This window comes from Halovulum dunhuangense (assembly GCF_013093415.1).
In the GTDB taxonomy this organism is placed as follows: domain Bacteria; phylum Pseudomonadota; class Alphaproteobacteria; order Rhodobacterales; family Rhodobacteraceae; genus Halovulum; species Halovulum dunhuangense.
In genome coordinates, this window is the sequence record NZ_JABFBC010000001.1 from 364391 (window position 1) to 379862 (window position 15472).

At 67.4% G+C, this 15472-nt stretch carries 14 protein-coding genes and 1 tRNA gene; 8 read left to right on the forward strand and 7 right to left on the reverse strand.

Annotated features, from left to right (window positions below; genetic code table 11):
- The 6 genes from HMH01_RS01725 to HMH01_RS01750 all read left to right on the forward strand — a co-directional run bounded on the left by HMH01_RS01725 (position 1) and on the right by HMH01_RS01750 (position 4726).
- A complete protein-coding gene (locus HMH01_RS01725) occupies positions 1–798 on the forward strand; it encodes a hypothetical protein (protein WP_171321873.1) in 798 nt (265 codons plus the stop codon).
- Positions 699–1895, forward strand: a complete 1197-nt coding sequence (locus HMH01_RS01730) for an endonuclease/exonuclease/phosphatase family protein (RefSeq protein ID WP_343035120.1) — start codon at positions 699–701, stop codon at positions 1893–1895. Before HMH01_RS01725 ends, HMH01_RS01730 begins: the two co-directional genes overlap by 100 nt.
- A gap of 58 nt (positions 1896–1953) precedes the next feature.
- Positions 1954–3057: a 3-isopropylmalate dehydrogenase gene (gene leuB / locus HMH01_RS01735; protein WP_171321876.1), complete on the forward strand. Its 1104-nt coding sequence runs from the start codon at positions 1954–1956 to the stop codon at positions 3055–3057.
- 15 nt (positions 3058–3072) lie between these two features.
- Positions 3073–4032: a DMT family transporter gene (locus HMH01_RS01740; RefSeq protein WP_171321878.1), complete on the forward strand. Its 960-nt coding sequence runs from the start codon at positions 3073–3075 to the stop codon at positions 4030–4032.
- A gap of 58 nt (positions 4033–4090) precedes the next feature.
- A tRNA-Pro gene (locus HMH01_RS01745) sits at positions 4091–4167 on the forward strand.
- Between the two features lie 85 nt (positions 4168–4252).
- Positions 4253–4726, forward strand: coding sequence for a CAP domain-containing protein (locus tag HMH01_RS01750; RefSeq protein ID WP_171321880.1), 474 nt, complete (start codon positions 4253–4255; stop codon positions 4724–4726).
- Here HMH01_RS01750 and HMH01_RS01755 read toward each other — a convergent pair.
- From HMH01_RS01755 to xylF, 6 genes are all read right to left on the reverse strand, one after another.
- Positions 4723–5106 carry a carboxymuconolactone decarboxylase family protein gene (locus tag HMH01_RS01755; RefSeq protein ID WP_171321882.1) on the reverse strand — a complete coding sequence of 128 codons (384 nt, stop codon included), beginning with the start codon at positions 5104–5106 and terminating at the stop codon, positions 4723–4725. The two genes, HMH01_RS01750 and HMH01_RS01755, sit on opposite strands and share 4 nt — an antisense overlap.
- A gap of 139 nt (positions 5107–5245) precedes the next feature.
- Complete coding sequence (xylA, locus tag HMH01_RS01760; protein ID WP_171321884.1) at positions 5246–6550, reverse strand: xylose isomerase; 1305 nt, start codon at positions 6548–6550, stop codon at positions 5246–5248.
- Positions 6547–7986: a xylulokinase gene (xylB, locus tag HMH01_RS01765; protein WP_171321886.1), complete on the reverse strand. Its 1440-nt coding sequence runs from the start codon at positions 7984–7986 to the stop codon at positions 6547–6549. Before xylB ends, xylA begins: the two co-directional genes overlap by 4 nt.
- Before the next feature lies 1 nt (position 7987).
- A complete protein-coding gene (locus HMH01_RS01770) occupies positions 7988–8743 on the reverse strand; it encodes an ATP-binding cassette domain-containing protein (RefSeq protein WP_171321888.1) in 756 nt (251 codons plus the stop codon).
- Entirely contained in the window at positions 8743–10041 is a 1299-nt protein-coding gene (locus tag HMH01_RS01775; protein WP_171321889.1) for a sugar ABC transporter permease, read from the reverse strand. The genes HMH01_RS01770 and HMH01_RS01775 overlap by 1 nt, the downstream gene beginning before the upstream one ends.
- Positions 10042–10137: 96 nt before the next feature.
- Positions 10138–11160 carry a D-xylose ABC transporter substrate-binding protein gene (gene xylF / locus HMH01_RS01780; protein ID WP_171321891.1) on the reverse strand — a complete coding sequence of 341 codons (1023 nt, stop codon included), beginning with the start codon at positions 11158–11160 and terminating at the stop codon, positions 10138–10140.
- A gap of 196 nt (positions 11161–11356) precedes the next feature.
- On the opposite strand from xylF, the gene HMH01_RS01785 reads away from it, so the two are divergent.
- Complete coding sequence (locus HMH01_RS01785; protein WP_246237256.1) at positions 11357–12634, forward strand: ROK family transcriptional regulator; 1278 nt, start codon at positions 11357–11359, stop codon at positions 12632–12634.
- On the forward strand, positions 12634–14154 hold the full coding sequence (locus tag HMH01_RS01790) for a CRTAC1 family protein (RefSeq protein WP_425483570.1): 1521 nt from the start codon (positions 12634–12636) through the stop codon (positions 14152–14154). The genes HMH01_RS01785 and HMH01_RS01790 overlap by 1 nt, the downstream gene beginning before the upstream one ends.
- On the opposite strand, the gene HMH01_RS01795 is transcribed toward HMH01_RS01790, so the two are convergent.
- The gene (locus HMH01_RS01795; protein WP_171321894.1) at positions 14151–15470 is read right to left on the reverse strand and encodes a cytochrome-c peroxidase; all 1320 of its coding nucleotides are present in this window, start codon (positions 15468–15470) and stop codon (positions 14151–14153) included. The two genes, HMH01_RS01790 and HMH01_RS01795, sit on opposite strands and share 4 nt — an antisense overlap.
- Between the last annotated feature and the right edge of the window lie 2 nt (positions 15471–15472).

Here is a 15472-nt window from a genome sequence, read left to right on the forward strand (position 1 = left end):
ATGTTCTGGCGTCTGCTTGGCGGGTTCGGAAGGGCGGCCGTCGTCATCATCATCCTGGTGATGCCGGCCTTCCTCCTGCCGAATGTCAGCGTCGCAAGTCTCGAGGTGAGCCTTGTCGTGGCCGTAATCGCGGCGGCCCTCACGGTGTTCGAGTACGCCTCGACCCATCCCAGCCTGATCGATTTCCGCTTCGCGCCCCCCTACAACCGAGTACGGTTCCTGTGCTTTGCGGCACAGGTCATCTTGCTTTCCTTCCTGTGCCGGGCCAGCGCCGGGCTCGACAGTTTCGGCCCGGATGTCCTTGCGTTTGCGGACTGGGCCATCGCGATGACCGACTGGCCCCTCAGCCCGGTGCGCATCGTGATCGAGGCGGCGGCGACGATCCCCGATCGCGCCCAGGCGCTTCTGACCGTGCGCGCGGCGGCGGTAAGCTTTCTTTCGTCTTTCGTGCTTCTGATGGGTTTCGCCGCGATCCTCTGGATCGCGCGTTGGCCCGTGGCAAGACGCGACTTCAACCTTTGGATCAACCTGCCCACCTTCACCCCCGGCTATGCCGAAGACACCGAACGGCGCCTGTTCCGCGACGGCTGGTTCAACCTGCTGAGCGGGCTGGCCTTTCTGTATCTTGCACCGATCCTGGTCTTTCGGTTCGGGGGTGGGGCGGCGAACGGCGTCCTGGCGGAATACCAGGGTCTGCTGTGGGCTGCGACCGCCTGGGGTCTGATCGCAAGCTCGCTTGCCATTCGCGGGCTCGCGGTGCTCAAGGTCGCCTGGCTCGTGCGGCGCGCGCGGCGCTAGGGGCGGCACTGCTTCTTGCGGCCCCTGCGGCACAGCTTGCGGCTGAAACCCTGCGGATCGCCACCTACAACGCGTCCCTGACCCGCGCTGGCCCCGGTGTCCTGCTGAAGGATCTGGGCCGGGACGATCCGCAGATCGATGCCGTTGCAGCCGTGATCGCCTATGTCCGCCCCGACATCCTGCTGCTGACATCCATGGACTATGATGCCGGGGGCGAGGCGCTGGCAGTGCTTGCCGACCGGCTGGCGCTGGCGGGCGTATCCTATCCGCACCTGTTCTCCGATGCGGTCAACGCTGGCTGGCCGTCGGGTCTGGACCTGGACGGCGACGGACGTGTCTTCGGCCCCGGGGATGGCTGGGGTTTTGGCCACTTCCCGGGCAGGGCCGGGATGGCCCTTCTTTCAGTGCACCCCGTCGCCGACCTGCACGACTTCCGACTGCTGCCCTGGCAGGATCTGCCGAACGCGCGCCTGCCGCGTCTCGCCGATGGCAGTCCGTTCCCCTCGGCCGAGGCGCAGGCGGCGATGCGCCTTTCGACCACCGCCCATTGGGATATCGCGCTGGCCACCCCCGGGGGACAGCTTCGCCTGCTTGCATCCCATGTCTCTCCGCCGGTCTTCGACGGGCCCGAGCGCGCGAACCTGTTGCGCAATGCCGACGAGATCCGCTTCTGGCACCTTTATCTCGATGGGACGGCCTTTCCAGACGCGGCGGGGACCGCGCGCAGCCTTGAGCCGGGTCCGCTGGTGGTACTGGGCGATCTGAACGCCGACCCCGCGGATGGTGACGGGGATCGGAGCGTCGTCGCGGCACTTCTTGCCCATCCCCGGCTTCAGGATCCGCGCCCCCGCAGCATAGGTGGCGCGTCCGCCGCCGATCCGTCCCATCGCGGCGACCCTTCGACCGACACCGCGGCGTGGTCGCGGCCCGGCGCCCTGCGCGTCGATTATGTCCTTCCCTCCGCCGATCTGCGGGTCACGGCATCGGGTGTATTCTGGCCCGAACCGGGGGCCCCCCTGGCCGACATCGCGGCCCGAGCTTCCGCCCATCGCCTGGTCTGGGTGGATATCGAATGGCCCCCCGTGCCGCTTCCTTGACCGCGCAGGGCAAACTCGCTAGCGAGGCGGCAAAGCAATCCAGAAAGGAAGCCCGGACATGTCGAAACCCTCCCTCCTCATCCTGCCCGGCGACGGCATCGGCCCCGAGGTGATGGCCGAGGTCCGCAAGATCATCGACTGGTTCGGTGCGAAGGGCGGCATCGAGTTCGACGTGTCCGAGGATCTGGTCGGCGGCTGCGCCTATGACAAGCACGGCACACCCCTGACCGACGCCACCATGGCCAGGGCGCAGGAAGTGGACGCGGTGCTGCTGGGCGCCGTGGGCGGACCCAAGTACGACAACCTTGATTTCTCGGTGAAGCCCGAGCGTGGCCTTCTGCGCCTGCGCAAGGAGATGGATCTTTACGCCAACCTGCGCCCCGCGCAGTGCTTCGACGCGCTGGCCGACTTTTCCTCGCTGAAGAAGGACGTGGTCGCGGGCCTCGACATCATGATCATCCGCGAGCTGACGAGCGGCGTCTATTTCGGCGAGCCGCGCGGCATCTTCAAGGAAGGCAACGAGCGTGTGGGCATCAACACCCAGCGCTACACCGAATCCGAGATCGCGCGCGTCGCCCGCTCGGCCTTCGAGCTTGCGCGCAAGCGGTCCAACAAGGTCTGCTCGATGGAGAAGGCCAACGTCATGGAATCGGGCGTGCTGTGGCGCGAGGTGGTCCAGGAGGTGCGCGACGCCGAATACCCGGACGTAGAGCTGTCGCATATGTATGCCGATGCCGGCGCCATGCAGCTGACGCGCTGGCCCAAGCAGTTCGACGTTATCGTGACCGACAACCTGTTCGGCGACCTGCTGTCCGACCTTGCGGCGATGCTGACGGGTTCCCTGGGCATGCTGCCCTCGGCCTCGCTTGGCGCGCCGATGGCCAATGGCCGGCCCAAGGCGCTTTACGAGCCGGTCCATGGCTCGGCCCCGGACATCGCCGGCCAGGGCAAGGCGAACCCGATCGCCTGCGTCCTCAGCTTCGCCATGGCCCTGCGCTACTCCTTCAATGAAGGTGCGGCCGCCGACAAGCTCGAGGCCGCTGTCCAGAAGGTGCTTGCCGACGGTGTCCGCACCGCAGACCTGCTGGGCGCAGAGGGCCGCAGCCCGGTCAGCACCTCCGAGATGGGCGATGCGATCGTCGCCGCGCTCGACGCGATGTGACCATGAGGTGACGTGATGCAGACGGGCGCGCGCGGCGGCGGGCTTCTGGCGCTGGGCGCGTTCGGCATCTATGCCACCCATGACGTGCTGGTGAAGGCGCTGGGCGCCACCTATTCGCCGGTTCAGATCATCTTCTTCTCCGTGGTGTTCGGCTTCCCGCTGGTCACCATGGTGCTGCTCCGGGACCGCACCGACGGCACGCTTCGGCCGCGCCATCCGTGGTGGACGGTGATCCGCACTACATCCGCCGTCATAACCGGGCTCTGCGCCTTCTATGCCTTCTCGGTTCTGCCGCTCGCCCAGACCTACGCCATCCTCTTTGCCACGCCGCTGGTGATCACGCTGCTGGCCGTGCCATTGCTCGGCGAAACGGTGCGCCTGCGCCGCGGGCTTGCCTGCGTCGTCGGTTTCGGGGGTGTGCTGGTCGTGCTGCAGCCCGGGGCCGAACCGCTGGAACTTGGGCATCTGGCGGCCCTGGGGGCGGCGCTCGGCAGCGCGATCTCGGCCATAGCGATGCGCAAGGTGGGCGCGGCCGAGCGGGGCATCGTCATGATCCTCTATCCCATGGCCGCGAATTTCTTGGTCATGGGTGCGCTCATGCCCTTCGTCTACAAACCGATGCCGGGCATCGACCTCGCGATGAGTTTCGGCATCGCTGCCCTGGGCGCAATCGCCACGGTGCTCATCATCCAGGCCTATCGCCATGCCGAAGCCGGGATCGTCGCGCCCATGCAGTATTCCCAGATCCTCTGGGCGTCGGCCTATGGTCTGATCTTCTTCGACGAGACGCCGGGCCCGGCCGTCATCCTTGGCGCTGCCATCATCATCGCCAGCGGCATCTACATCCTCTGGCGCGAAGGCCGGCCCGAGACGCGAAGCCGCCAGAAACCGGTGCTGGGCGCGCTGCATCTGCGGCAGGACACCGGCATTCTTCCGCGCATCGGCCTGTTGCTGGGCCGGGGCCGACGCGACTGACGGGCCGCAATCGACCCCTTGCAAATCACCGGGGGGCGGTATATCGGCTTTCCACGGTCGGAGTGTAGCTCAGCCTGGTAGAGCACTGTCTTCGGGAGGCAGGGGCCGGAGGTTCGAATCCTCTCACTCCGACCAGTTCCCTGGAAATCGAAATTGCGGATCGGCCTTTGACCCGCGCCGGCTCATTCTGCATTCTGGGGCCGAAACAGCGGATTCAGCCATGATCGACAGACGCAGGATGATGATCGCCGGCACGGCGCTGCTTGCCTTCGGGCCGGGGCCCGCCGGTGCAGGGGTTCCGGCGGGCATCCTCGATCATGGCAATCGCGCCCGGGCGGCGGCGGGGCTTGCGCCGCTGCGCGCCTCGGACCGGTTGAACCGCGCCGCCCAGTCCCATGCAGAGGCCATGGCGCGCGCCGGACGTCTTTCGCATACCCTGGGTAGCTCCAGCCCCGTCAGCCGGGCGCGCGGCGTCGGTTACGCCTATCGCAGCCTGGCCGAGAACATCGCCTATCGGACAAGTCCGGGACGCGCCGATGCCAACGCGCTGGCGCAGGTCTTCGTGGAACAGTGGATGGCCTCGCCACCCCATCGCCGGAACCTGCTGAACCCGGCCCTGACAGAGGCCGGGATCGGCGTGGCTGCGGCAGGCGGTCTGGTCTACGCGGTGCAGATGCTCGCGACCCCGCGCTAGGCCTTTTCGGCGTCCATCTCGTCCAGCACCTTGCGGGCGACGCGGAAGCACTCGACTCCCTGCGGCACGCCGCAATAGATCGCCACGACATGGATGATCGCGCGGACCTCGTCCTTCGTCACGCCGTTGCGAAAGGCGCCCCGGAGGTGAACCTCCCATTCGTGCATCTTGCCGAGCGCCCCGATCATGGCCAGGTTCATCATCGAGCGGGTCCTTGCGTCGATCGTGTCGTCGCCCCAGCCGAAGCCCCAGCACCAGGCGGTCATCGCCTCCTGGAACGGGCGGTTGAATTCATCCGCCGCGTCCAGGTTCTTCTGGACATACTCCGCCCCGAGCGTGGCCTTGCGCCGCTCGAGCCCCTTTTCGAACAGATCGTCCATCGCGCGTCTCCTCCCGCTTCGCTGACTGGCGGCAGATGAATCGCGCCGCGCCCCCGCGTCAAGCGCGGAGGCCCACGTCTTCCACTTTCTTCAAATATCCCCGCCGGAGGCATCCGCCGCCCTAGGGCGGCGGAACGCGTCACACGAAGCGCGAGACCAGGTTTTCCAGCCGCTCCTGCTGACCGGAGCGCGGCTGCGGGTCCAGCCCTTCCTCGAGGACGCGGCGGCTGATGCTCTCGAGCGTCCCGTTCGCCAGCATCTCCTGCGCCGCGGCGGTATCCCACCCGGCATAGCGGGCCTGCCGCCGCGCCTCCAGCGTGCCGTCTTCCAGCATCGCCGCCGCCGCCTTCAGTCCGCGCGCGCAGATGTCCATGGCGCCGGCATGGGCGGCCATCAGGTCTTTCGGATCCAGGCTCTGGCGGCGCAGCTTGGCGTCGAAATTGGTCCCGCCCGTTGTGAAGCCCCCGGCCTTCAGGATCTCGTAATAGGCCAGCGCCACCTCGGGCACATTGTTGGGGAACTGGTCGGTATCCCAGCCTGACTGGTAGTCGTTCCGGTTCATGTCGATCGACCCGAAGATCCCCAGCGCGGCGGCCAGCGCGATCTCGTGCTCGAAACTGTGCCCGGCAAGGATCGCGTGGCCCTGCTCGATGTTGACCTTGACCTCGTCCTCCAGCCCGAAATCCTTCAGGAAGCCATGGACCGTCGCGACGTCGTAATCGTACTGGTGCTTGGTCGGTTCCTGCGGCTTCGGCTCGATCAGGATGGTGCCCTTGAACCCGGTGCGATGCTTGTAGTCCACGACCATCTGCAGGAAGCGGCCCGCCTGCTGGCGCTCGCGTTTCAGGTCGGTGTTGAGCAGCGTCTCGTAGCCCTCGCGCCCGCCCCAGAGCACATAGTTCTCGCCGCCCAGCCTGCGGGTCGCGTCCATGCAGGTCTTCACCGTTGCCGCGGCATAGGCGAACACGTCCGGGTCGGGGTTGGTCGCCGCGCCCGCCATGAACCGGCGGTTCGAGAACAGGTTCGCGGTACCCCATAGAAGGCGCGGGCCGCCCGCAGCCATCTTCTCGCCGATGTAGTCGACGATCTCCTCGAGGTTGCGCGTGCTTTCGGCAAGGCTCCCTCCCTCGGGGCGGATATCGGCGTCATGAAAGCAGAAGAAGGGCTGACGCAGGATGGCGAACAGATCGAAGGCCGCGTCGGCCTTGGCCCTTGCCGCGGCCATCGTGTCGCCGAACCAGGGGCGCTCGAAGGTCTGGCCGCCGAACGGGTCGCCGCCTGGCCAGGCGAAGCTGTGCCACCAGGCGACGGCAAAGCGCAGATGATCCTCCATTCGCTTGCCCATCACCACCTCGTCTGGATTGTAATGGCGATAGCAAAGCTCCGCGTTGCTGTCGGGGCCTTCGAAATTGAGCGGGGCGATGCCCTCGAAATAGCTTGTCATGACAGGCCTTTCAGCGATCTGTAGGTTTCCGTGTAGCGGGCATGCGCATCGGCAAAGGCCGCGCGCAGCCCATCTTCGGGGACGATGCGGCGGGCGATCGGGGGCGTGGTGGCAAGTTCCGCGCCTGCCCCCGTCGCCGCCATCATCCCCAGACGCGCGGCACCGAAGGCTGCGCCGTAATCTCCGGCCGCCGGCAACTCGACGGTGACATCCAGCGCCGTCGCGATGGCGGATAGCCAGTAGTCCGACCTGCTGCCACCGCCGACCGCGATCAGCCGTTCGATGCGCGTGCCGGTCGCCGCGAGCGCCTGTCTGCAATCCGTCAGGGCGTGGGTCACTCCTTCCAGCACCGCGCGCGTCAGGGCGGCCGTGTCGGCAGCGTGCTCCAGCCCGACAAAGGCACCGCGGATGGCGGCATCGTTGTGCGGAGTCCGCTCTCCGCCCAGATAGGGCAGGAACAGCGTGCGTCCGGGTGCGCGAAGCGGTCCCAGCCCGCCGGTCAGGCTGGCTGCGTCAGAACCAACCACCCGCGCATACCATTCCAGCGCATCAGTTGCCGACAGGATCACCCCCATCTGATGCCAGGTTCCCGGCAGCGCATGGCAGAAGCTGTGCACCGCCGTCTCGGGCGCCGGGCGATAGGCGTCGTCCGCGGCGAAAAGCACGCCAGAGGTGCCCAGCGACACGAAGGCGGTTCCGGGCTTGACCACCCCCACGCCCACGGCCGAGGCCGCGTTGTCCCCGCCGCCACCCGCGACGATGACCGAGGCGGTCATGCCCCACCGCTCGCCGAGTGCCGCGCGCAGCTTGCCCGAAGGGGTCGAGCCCTCGACAAGGCGGGGCATCTGAGCGCGATCTAGTCCCGAGGCCGCCAGCAGCCCGTCCGACCAGTCCCGCGCGCCGGTATCCAGCCACGAGGTTCCTGCCGCGTCCGACATCTCCGATACGGCCTCGCCGGTCAGCCACAGCCGCAGGTAGTCCTTGGGCAACAGCACCAGCGCCGTGCGCTCGAACAGGTCCTGCTCGTTGCGGCGCACCCATTCCAGCTTGGGTGCGGTGAAGCCCGGAAAGACGATGTTGCCGCTGATCCGCCGCCAGTCGGGGGCGGCGTCCATCTCGGCCGCCTCGACATGGGCGCGGGTGTCGTTCCAGAGGATGCAGGGGCGCAGCACCTCGCCGCTGGCATCGACCAGCACGGCCCCGTGCATCTGTCCCGAAAGCCCGATCCCGCGGACCTTCGACAGGGGTTGCGCCGCCGCCAGCTCGTCCAGCGCGCGGGCGGTCGCGGCAATCCAGTCCGCGGGCGATTGTTCCGACCAGCCGGGATGCGGCCGACTGACCGAGAGCGGGGCCTGCGCCTCGCCCCGGACGGTCTGGGCGTCGTCCATCAGCAGGACCTTGACGCCCGAGGTGCCCAGATCGATGCCAAGGTACATGTCAGGCCGCCTTTTCCGGCGCCTTGCCCAGAATGATCATGCCCAGCAGATCGTCTTCGGTGACATCGGCGATGTTGACGGTGCCGACAAGCTGGCCGTTCTTCATCACGCTGGCCCGGTCGCAGAGGTTCATCACCTGGTGGACATCGTGGTCGATCAGGAAGATCCCGAGGCCCTGGCGCTTCAGTTCCTGGATCAGTTCTGCGACCATCTGCGTTTCCTGCACGCCAAGCGCCGCGGTGGGCTCGTCCATGATCAGGACGCGCGCATTGAAATAGACCGCGCGCGCGATCGCCACGGACTGCCGCTGGCCGCCCGAAAGTGCCGAGACGGGCGACGAATAGCGGCGGAAATTGGGGTTCAGCCGACCCATGATCTTGCGGGTCTCCGCCTCCATCCGGGCATCGTCCACCAGGCCGAGCGGAGAAACCAGTTCCCGCCCCAGGAACAGGTTGGAGGCGGCATCGAGATTGTCCGCCAGCGCGAGGGTCTGGTAGATCGTCTCGATGTTGTGGTTCCGCGCGTCGCGGGGGTTGTTGATCACGACCTTTTCGCCGTTGACCCTGATTTCCCCGCTGTCGGCCTTGTACGCGCCCGACAGGCACTTGATCAGGGTCGATTTCCCGGCGCCGTTGTGACCCAGAAGGCCAACCACCTCGCCGGGGTAGAGATCGACGGTGACATCGTCCACCGCCTTGATGCCGCCGAAAGACAGCGACATGTTGCGCATTTCCACGAGGGGCGTGCCACGGTTCATCACTTGGCTCCCAGACGCTTGCGGTAGATGATGTCGATGAGAACGGCGGCGACCAGCACGCTGCCGACGACGATGTTCTGGAACGGCGCGTCAACGCCGACCATGGCCATGCCGGACTGTAGCGACTGCATGATCAGCGCACCGAGGATGGCGCCATAGATCGTGCCCATCCCGCCAGACAGCGCGGTGCCGCCGATGACCGCCGCGGCGATCACGCGCAACTCGTCCAGCGTGCCGATGTCGTTCGAGTGAAAGGTCAGGCGCGCCGAGGCGACCACCGCCGAGATGGCGCAGAGTGCGCCCATGATGGCGAATACCTTGACGGTCAGCAGCCTTGTGTTGATGCCCGAAAGGGCCGCTGCGTCCGGGTTGCCGCCGGTGGCGAAGATGTAGCGCCCAAGCCGCGTGCGGGTGGCGACGACCGTCATCACGATGGCCACGATCACCAGCAGAACGACCGAATAGGGTACGCCGTAGCCGGTGGTGTAGCCCTCGGGCATCACCTCTCCATTCGCGGCGAACATGCGCTCCAGGCGGGCCTGGGGGATCTCGTAGGCGTTCAGCACCGCGACGAAGCCCAGGATTGCGGCCGAGATGAGAAGTGCCAGCACGGCCTCGGCCCAGAGCGGCTTCACCGGGAAGTCGTGCGCGATCTTGTTGCGCCGCGCGGCCCAGAGCCCCCAGAGCGCGCCCGCGGTGGCGATCAGTCCGAGGATCCAGCTTGCGGTCACGCCCAGCGTGCCCTCTATCCCGCCCAGTTCCAGGAAATTGCTGTCCAGCGGGCCGATCGTCTGACCGTTGGTCAGGTACCAGGCCACGTTGCGCCAGACCAGCAGACCGCCCAGGGTCACGATGAAGGCCGGTATGCCCAGGTAGCCGACCAGCCAGCCGTGAAAGACCCCGATCAGCGCTCCCGCAGCGACGCCCACAAGGATGGTCAGCGGTGCCGTCAGGGGATGGTCCAGCCCCAGGCCCAGCCATTGCGGTGTGATGACCGTCTGCGTCATCGCCATGACCGCCGAACAGGTTGCCAGCAACGAGCCGACGGACAGATCGATGTGCCGGGTAACGATGATGAAGACCATGCCTGTCGCCATGATCGCGACGGAAACGGTCTGGATCGTCAGGTTGAATATGTTGCGCGGGGTCAGGAACCGGCCGTCCGTCAGCAGGTGGAAGCCGATGCAAAGCAGGATGAACGCGCCGATCATGCCCATCAGGCGCATGTCTATTTCAAGCGCCTCGACGAAAGTGCGGCGTTTGGCGCGCGCCGGGTTGGCGGCGGACGTGTCGGTCATGGCCTCTGTCTCCGGGGTGCAGGTGCGCCCCGCCGCGCAGCTGCGGCGGGGCCTGTGTCGCTGCGGGCGCCCGGTCTCGGGCTGCCCGCGCGATCCTCAGTTGCAGGGGGCGGGGCCGCCCGTCACGCCCTGGCAAAGGGCTTCCTGCGTGATCCACCCGGCATCCACGACGACCGAGAGATTGTCCGCTGTGATCGGCACCGGGGCCAGGAACAGCGAGGTCATGGTGGTCCCGCCGGGCGAAGTCCACTCCGCCGCTCCCTCGATGTCGGCCATGGCGGTGCCGCCCGCCAGAGCAAGGGCGATCTCGCCCGCGGCGCGGCCCAGTTCGCGTGCGTCCTTCCACACCGAAACGGTCTGCGTGCCCTGCGCGATGCGGTTCAGCGCGGCATGGTCGCCGTCCTGACCCGACACCGGAACCACCAGGCCCTGTGCCTGAAGCGCCGCAACCGCGCCACCGGCGGTGCCGTCGTTCGAGGCGACGACCGCGTCCACGTCGTTGTTGTTGGCGGTCAGGATCTGTTCCATGTTGCGCTGCGCGTTGGCGGGCAGCCACTGGTCGGTATAGGCTTCGCCGACGATGGTGATGCGCCCGGCGTCGATCGCCTCCTGCAACACCTCCTGCTGACCGCCGCGCAGGAAGTCTGCGTTCGGGTCGGTGGGCGAGCCCTTGATCATGACGTAGTTGCCTTCGGGCGCCGCTTCGAGCACGGCGCGGGCCTGCATGCGGCCGACCTCGACGTTGTCGAAGGTCAGGTAGAAGGCGCGCGGATCCTCGATCAGGCGGTCATAGGCGATCACCGGGATGCCTTCGTCCGCCGCGGCCTGGACCGCCGGGATGATGGCCTGGGTGTCCTGGGCCAGAACGATCAGCGCGTCCACGCCCTGCGCCATGAGGCTTTCGATGTCGGACAGCTGCTTGGCCGAGGACGACTGCGCGTCGGCCGAGACGTATTCGGCACCGGCTGCCTCGAGCGCGGCGACGATGGCCGCCTCGTCGGTCTTCCAGCGCTCTTCCTGGAAGTTGGACCAGCTCACACCGACGGTGATGTCCTGCGCGAAGGCGGACGGAGCGAAGGAAGCGGAGGCAAGGGCCGCCGCCATGAAAAGCTTACGCATATGTTCCTCCCATAAGGCGACACCCGGAATCTCGGGTGCGTGCGGTTTTCCCGCAACGATCGCGAGAATGCCCAAAATAATTCAGTTGTCAAAATTAATTTGACGCGGATCGCAAAATATCTGCTGATACCGCGAGCAGCCCGCAGGAGATGGGCTGATGATGGGCGGAAACGGCTGCTGCACGGAAGGCTTAAATTTGGCTGTCGAAAAAATTGAACCCGAGCGGCAGCTTGCGGACATGCTGGATGCGCAGCCCACGGATGGTTGTGGTCCGATCCGCAAGGGGCCCGGTGCGCCGCCGCTCAAGCAGCAGATCTTCGAGTGCATCCGCTCGGCCGGACGGATCGCGCGGGTCGATGTGGCAAAGGAACTGGGCGTCAGCGCCGGATCCGTCACCACCCTGTCTTCGGAACTGATTCGCGATGGCTTCCTGATCGAGGCCGAGGGACCGCCACGCGACACCGGCCGTGGCCGCCCCCCTGTGGCGCTTGGTGTGCGTCCCGAAGCAGGCCACGTCGTCGGCATCAAGCTGAGCGACGAGATGCACACCGCCGTGGTGGTCGATTTCGCTGGCCGCCCCGTTGCCGAGGCCAGCCTGCCCGCGGCGGTTACCGGCCGAAGCCTGGCGACCACGCTTGACGAGGCCGAGACCATCTTCCGGATGGCGCTGGACCAGGCGAACCTGCCCGAGGGCGCGGTGCAGGCGGCAGGCGTCGGGCTGCCCGGGCTGGTCGATCATGTAGAGGGCATGCTGCTCTGGTCGCCGATCTTCCGCGACCGGCGAGTGCCGCTCAGGTCCATGCTGGCCGACCGCCTGGGCCTGCGGGTACAGATCGACAACGATGTGAACCTGCTGACGCTGGCCGAGCTATGGTACGGCTCCGGCCGTGCGCTGTCGAATTTTGCCGTGGTCACGATCGAGCAGGGCGTCGGCATGGGGCTGGTGCTGGGTGACAAGCTCTATCGCGGCGCGCATGGCTATGGCACCGAGTTGGGCCATACCAAGGTGCAACTCGACGGGGCGCTGTGCCGATGCGGCCAGCGCGGCTGCCTCGAGGCCTATGTCTCGGATTACGCGCTGGTGCGCGAGGCGACCGCGGCGCTGGGGCTTTGGGGGCGCGCCCCCGGTTCAACGCGGGTGCTGCTGGAGGCGCTGTTCGACGAGGCCAAGGCCGGCAACGAGGCGGCGCGCAGCATCTTCCGCCGGGCCGGCCGGTTCCTGTCGGTGGGACTTGCCAATGTCGTGACGCTGTTCGATCCGCCGCTGGTGATCCTGTCCGGGGCACGGATGCGCTACGACTATCTTTATGCCTCGGAGATGCTGGAAGAGGCGCGGCGCCTGACGCTGGACCAGGGTCGCCCGGCAGCCAGGGTCGAGATCCACGCCTGGGGCGACTGGGTCTGGGCGCGGGGCGCCGCCACCCTTGCGCTGGCGGACCTGACCGACGTGCTGATCTCCGGGGAGGCCGCATGATGCGTGCGGCGCTTTTCCTGCTGTTGTGGCCTGCCGTCCTTCAGGCCGGGCCGCGTTTCCAGGATGTGTCGGCGGATCTTCCGGTTGCCCATGTCTATGACGGCGGGTGGGAGCATTTCGTCGGCGGCGGCGTCGCCGTGTTCGACTGCAACGGCGATGCCTTGCCCGAATTCCTGGCCGCGGGCGGCGAGAACCCGGCGCGGTTGTTCGTGAACCGGGGCGGGATGGCGTTTGTCCTTGGAAACGGTATCCCGCAGCTTGATGGAGTGACCGGGGCCTATCCGCTGGACATCGACTCCGACGGGCTGCTCGACCTGGCGGTGCTTCGCGTGGGGCCGAACCTGCTGCTGAAGGGCATGGGCGACTGCCGCTTCGAGGATCGCACCACTGAGTGGGGCTTCGATCCGGGCGACCGCTGGTCGACCGCCTTCTCCGCGACCTGGGAGCCGGGGCAGGACTGGCCGACGCTCGCCGTTGGAAACTACGTCGACCGCAGCGATCCTGCGGGGCCGTTCGAGGCCTGCGACGCAAACACCCTGCACCGGCCGGACGGGACGGGATACGCCACCCCCATCCTGCTGGAGCCCGGGTTCTGTGCGCTGTCGATCCTGTTTTCGGACCGGATGCTGACGGGCCGCGCGGATCTGCGTGTGTCGAATGACCGCCACTACTATGTCCGTGGCGGGTCCGAGCAGATGTGGCGGATGGAGCCGCTTGCCCTGATGGGCCCCGAGGAGGGTTGGCAGCCCATCTCCATCTGGGGCATGGGGATCGCCAGCCGCGACCTGAACGGCGACCGCCTGCCGGAAGTGGTACTGACATCCATGGGCGACCAGCTGATGCTGATCGCCCAGCCCGACGGCAGCTATCGCGGCGCGCCCTATGACATTGGCACCTATGCCCAACGCCCGCATGTTGGCGATGATGGGCGGCCCGCGACGGGCTGGCATGCCGAGTTCGCCGATGTGGACAATGACGGGCGCGACGACCTGTTCATTGCCAAGGGCAATGTGGACCAGATGCCGACCAACGCGATGCGGGACCCGAACAACCTGCTGATGCAAGGGCCGGATGGCCGTTTCACCGAGGCGTCGGTCGAGGCGGGCGTCGCCACGGTCGAGCGTGCGCGCGGCGCGTCGCTGGCGGATTTCGACGGCGACGGGCGGCTCGACCTGGTCGTCGTCAACCGCCGGGCGCCGCTTGAGCTGTACCGGAACGTCACCTCCGACACCGGCAACTGGCTGGCGCTGGAGCCGCGGCAGGCCGGGCCGAACGGCTTTGCGGTCGGCGCCTTCCTCGAGGTCGAGACGCCCGGTGGCGTCACGCACCTGCGCGAGATCACGGTGGGCGGCGGCCATGTCGGCGGGCAGGCCGGGCCGCAGCATTTCGGGCTTGGGCCAGACACTGCGGCAAAGGTCCGGGTGCGCTGGCCCGATGGCGGCGTGTCGGACTGGGTGGGGGTTGAGGCGAACCGCCGCCTCTCGCTGTGGCGCGACGGTGCCGGGCTGGACCTGCGCTAGCGGGTGACAGGCAGGCCGCTCGGCACCGCATCGGGGATGCCAAGAACGCCCGTCTCGGCATTCGGATCCGTCAGCGTGTCGAGAAAGGCCAGGATCGCTGCAAGTTCCGCATCCGACAGCGGCTCTTGCGTGCGGGTGCCGGCGGCGTCCGTAATGGCCTGCATCTCCTCGGGGGAATTCAGGATCGCGAGGTCCTCGACCCCTGCAAGGTCCGGCAGCAGGGCGTTTTCCGGATTGTAGCGCGACAGCGCCGCGGCACCCTCGGCGTGATCCCTTACAAAGGCGCCAAGCTGGCTGTGGCCCCCGGCATGCCCGTATGGCGCGGTCAGCGCGATATTGCGCAGGCTGGGCGTGCGGAAGGCGAAGGCATCCTCGGGGCGGCCGGTCACTTCCATGCGGCCCATGTCCCGATGGTCGCTTTCGAAGCGCGCCACCTTGCCCGGCCCGATCTGTGGCGCAGCCATCGCGTGAAAGCGGTGGTCGGTCAGGAAGGGGCCGGAATGGCAGGTACCGCAACCCGCATCGCCGTAGAACAGAGCCATGCCCTCCCGCGCCAGCGGCGGAAGGTCACCCTCGCCGCGCAGATAGGCGTCGAAGGGGCTGGCGTCCGAGCGCCATTCCAGTTCCATGAAGGCGGCGATCGCGTTCGAGATATCGGTAAAGCCGAGGGGGCGACCGGCGGCGATGTCGGGATAGACGGCGGCGAAGCGCGCCTCGTAGTCCGGGATCGCCCGCACCCGGGCCGAGATCAGGTCCCAGGCACCACCCTCGCCAGTCAGGCGGCCCTGGCGCACGGCCTGCGCGATCTCGTTCTCGCTGTAATGGCCCGCCATCTCGTCGGGGCTGAGGACCGGGAACATGGTCTGCGCGGAAAGGATGCCGTCGAAGCCGACGGTCATGTCGTCCTCCAGCGGGGTGCGGATGCCGGACTTGCGGGCCGGGTCCGCCTCGATCCGCCCGTCATGGAACAGGACGGTGAATTCGTGGGCGCCCAGGTTGAACAGCGCCGGCGCATTCCGGGGGATGCGTTCCTCTGGCAGGTTGTCGGGGTCGGCGACGCGATCGGGCCCCAGCCCCTTGCCGCCATCCCCGATGCCCAGCGACAGCCCGTCCGAGGTGCCGAACCGCGGATGATGGCAGGTGGCGCAGGAAACCTCGCGGTTGCCGGACAGGATCGGGTCGTAGAAGAGCAGCTGGCCCAGCTCCGCCTCGCGGCGGTCCACGGGACGGAACATGTCGTCGGTCACCGGGCCGGGAGGACCGGCAAGCGCGGGTAAGGCCAGAACGAGCAGGGCAACGAGCAAAGCGTATCTCATGG

Bases quoted from the DNA above. Each gene is read 5' to 3' on its own strand.
- HMH01_RS01740 (WP_171321878.1), top strand. From the start codon at position 3,073: ATGCAGACGGGCGCGCGCGGCGGCGGGCTTCTGGCGCTGGGCGCGTTC.
- HMH01_RS01790 (WP_425483570.1), top strand. From the start codon at position 12,634: ATGCGTGCGGCGCTTTTCCTGCTGTTGTGGCCTGCCGTCCTTCAGGCC.
- HMH01_RS01775 (WP_171321889.1), bottom strand. From the start codon at position 10,041: ATGACCGACACGTCCGCCGCCAACCCGGCGCGCGCCAAACGCCGCACT.
- HMH01_RS01755 (WP_171321882.1), bottom strand. From the start codon at position 5,106: ATGGACGATCTGTTCGAAAAGGGGCTCGAGCGGCGCAAGGCCACGCTC.
- HMH01_RS01795 (WP_171321894.1), bottom strand. From the start codon at position 15,470: ATGAGATACGCTTTGCTCGTTGCCCTGCTCGTTCTGGCCTTACCCGCG.
- leuB (WP_171321876.1), top strand. From the start codon at position 1,954: ATGTCGAAACCCTCCCTCCTCATCCTGCCCGGCGACGGCATCGGCCCC.
- HMH01_RS01750 (WP_171321880.1), top strand. From the start codon at position 4,253: ATGATCGACAGACGCAGGATGATGATCGCCGGCACGGCGCTGCTTGCC.
- xylA (WP_171321884.1), bottom strand. From the start codon at position 6,550: ATGACAAGCTATTTCGAGGGCATCGCCCCGCTCAATTTCGAAGGCCCC.
- xylB (WP_171321886.1), bottom strand. From the start codon at position 7,986: ATGTACCTTGGCATCGATCTGGGCACCTCGGGCGTCAAGGTCCTGCTG.
- HMH01_RS01725 (WP_171321873.1), top strand. From the start codon at position 1: ATGTTCTGGCGTCTGCTTGGCGGGTTCGGAAGGGCGGCCGTCGTCATC.
- xylF (WP_171321891.1), bottom strand. From the start codon at position 11,160: ATGCGTAAGCTTTTCATGGCGGCGGCCCTTGCCTCCGCTTCCTTCGCT.
- HMH01_RS01770 (WP_171321888.1), bottom strand. From the start codon at position 8,743: ATGAACCGTGGCACGCCCCTCGTGGAAATGCGCAACATGTCGCTGTCT.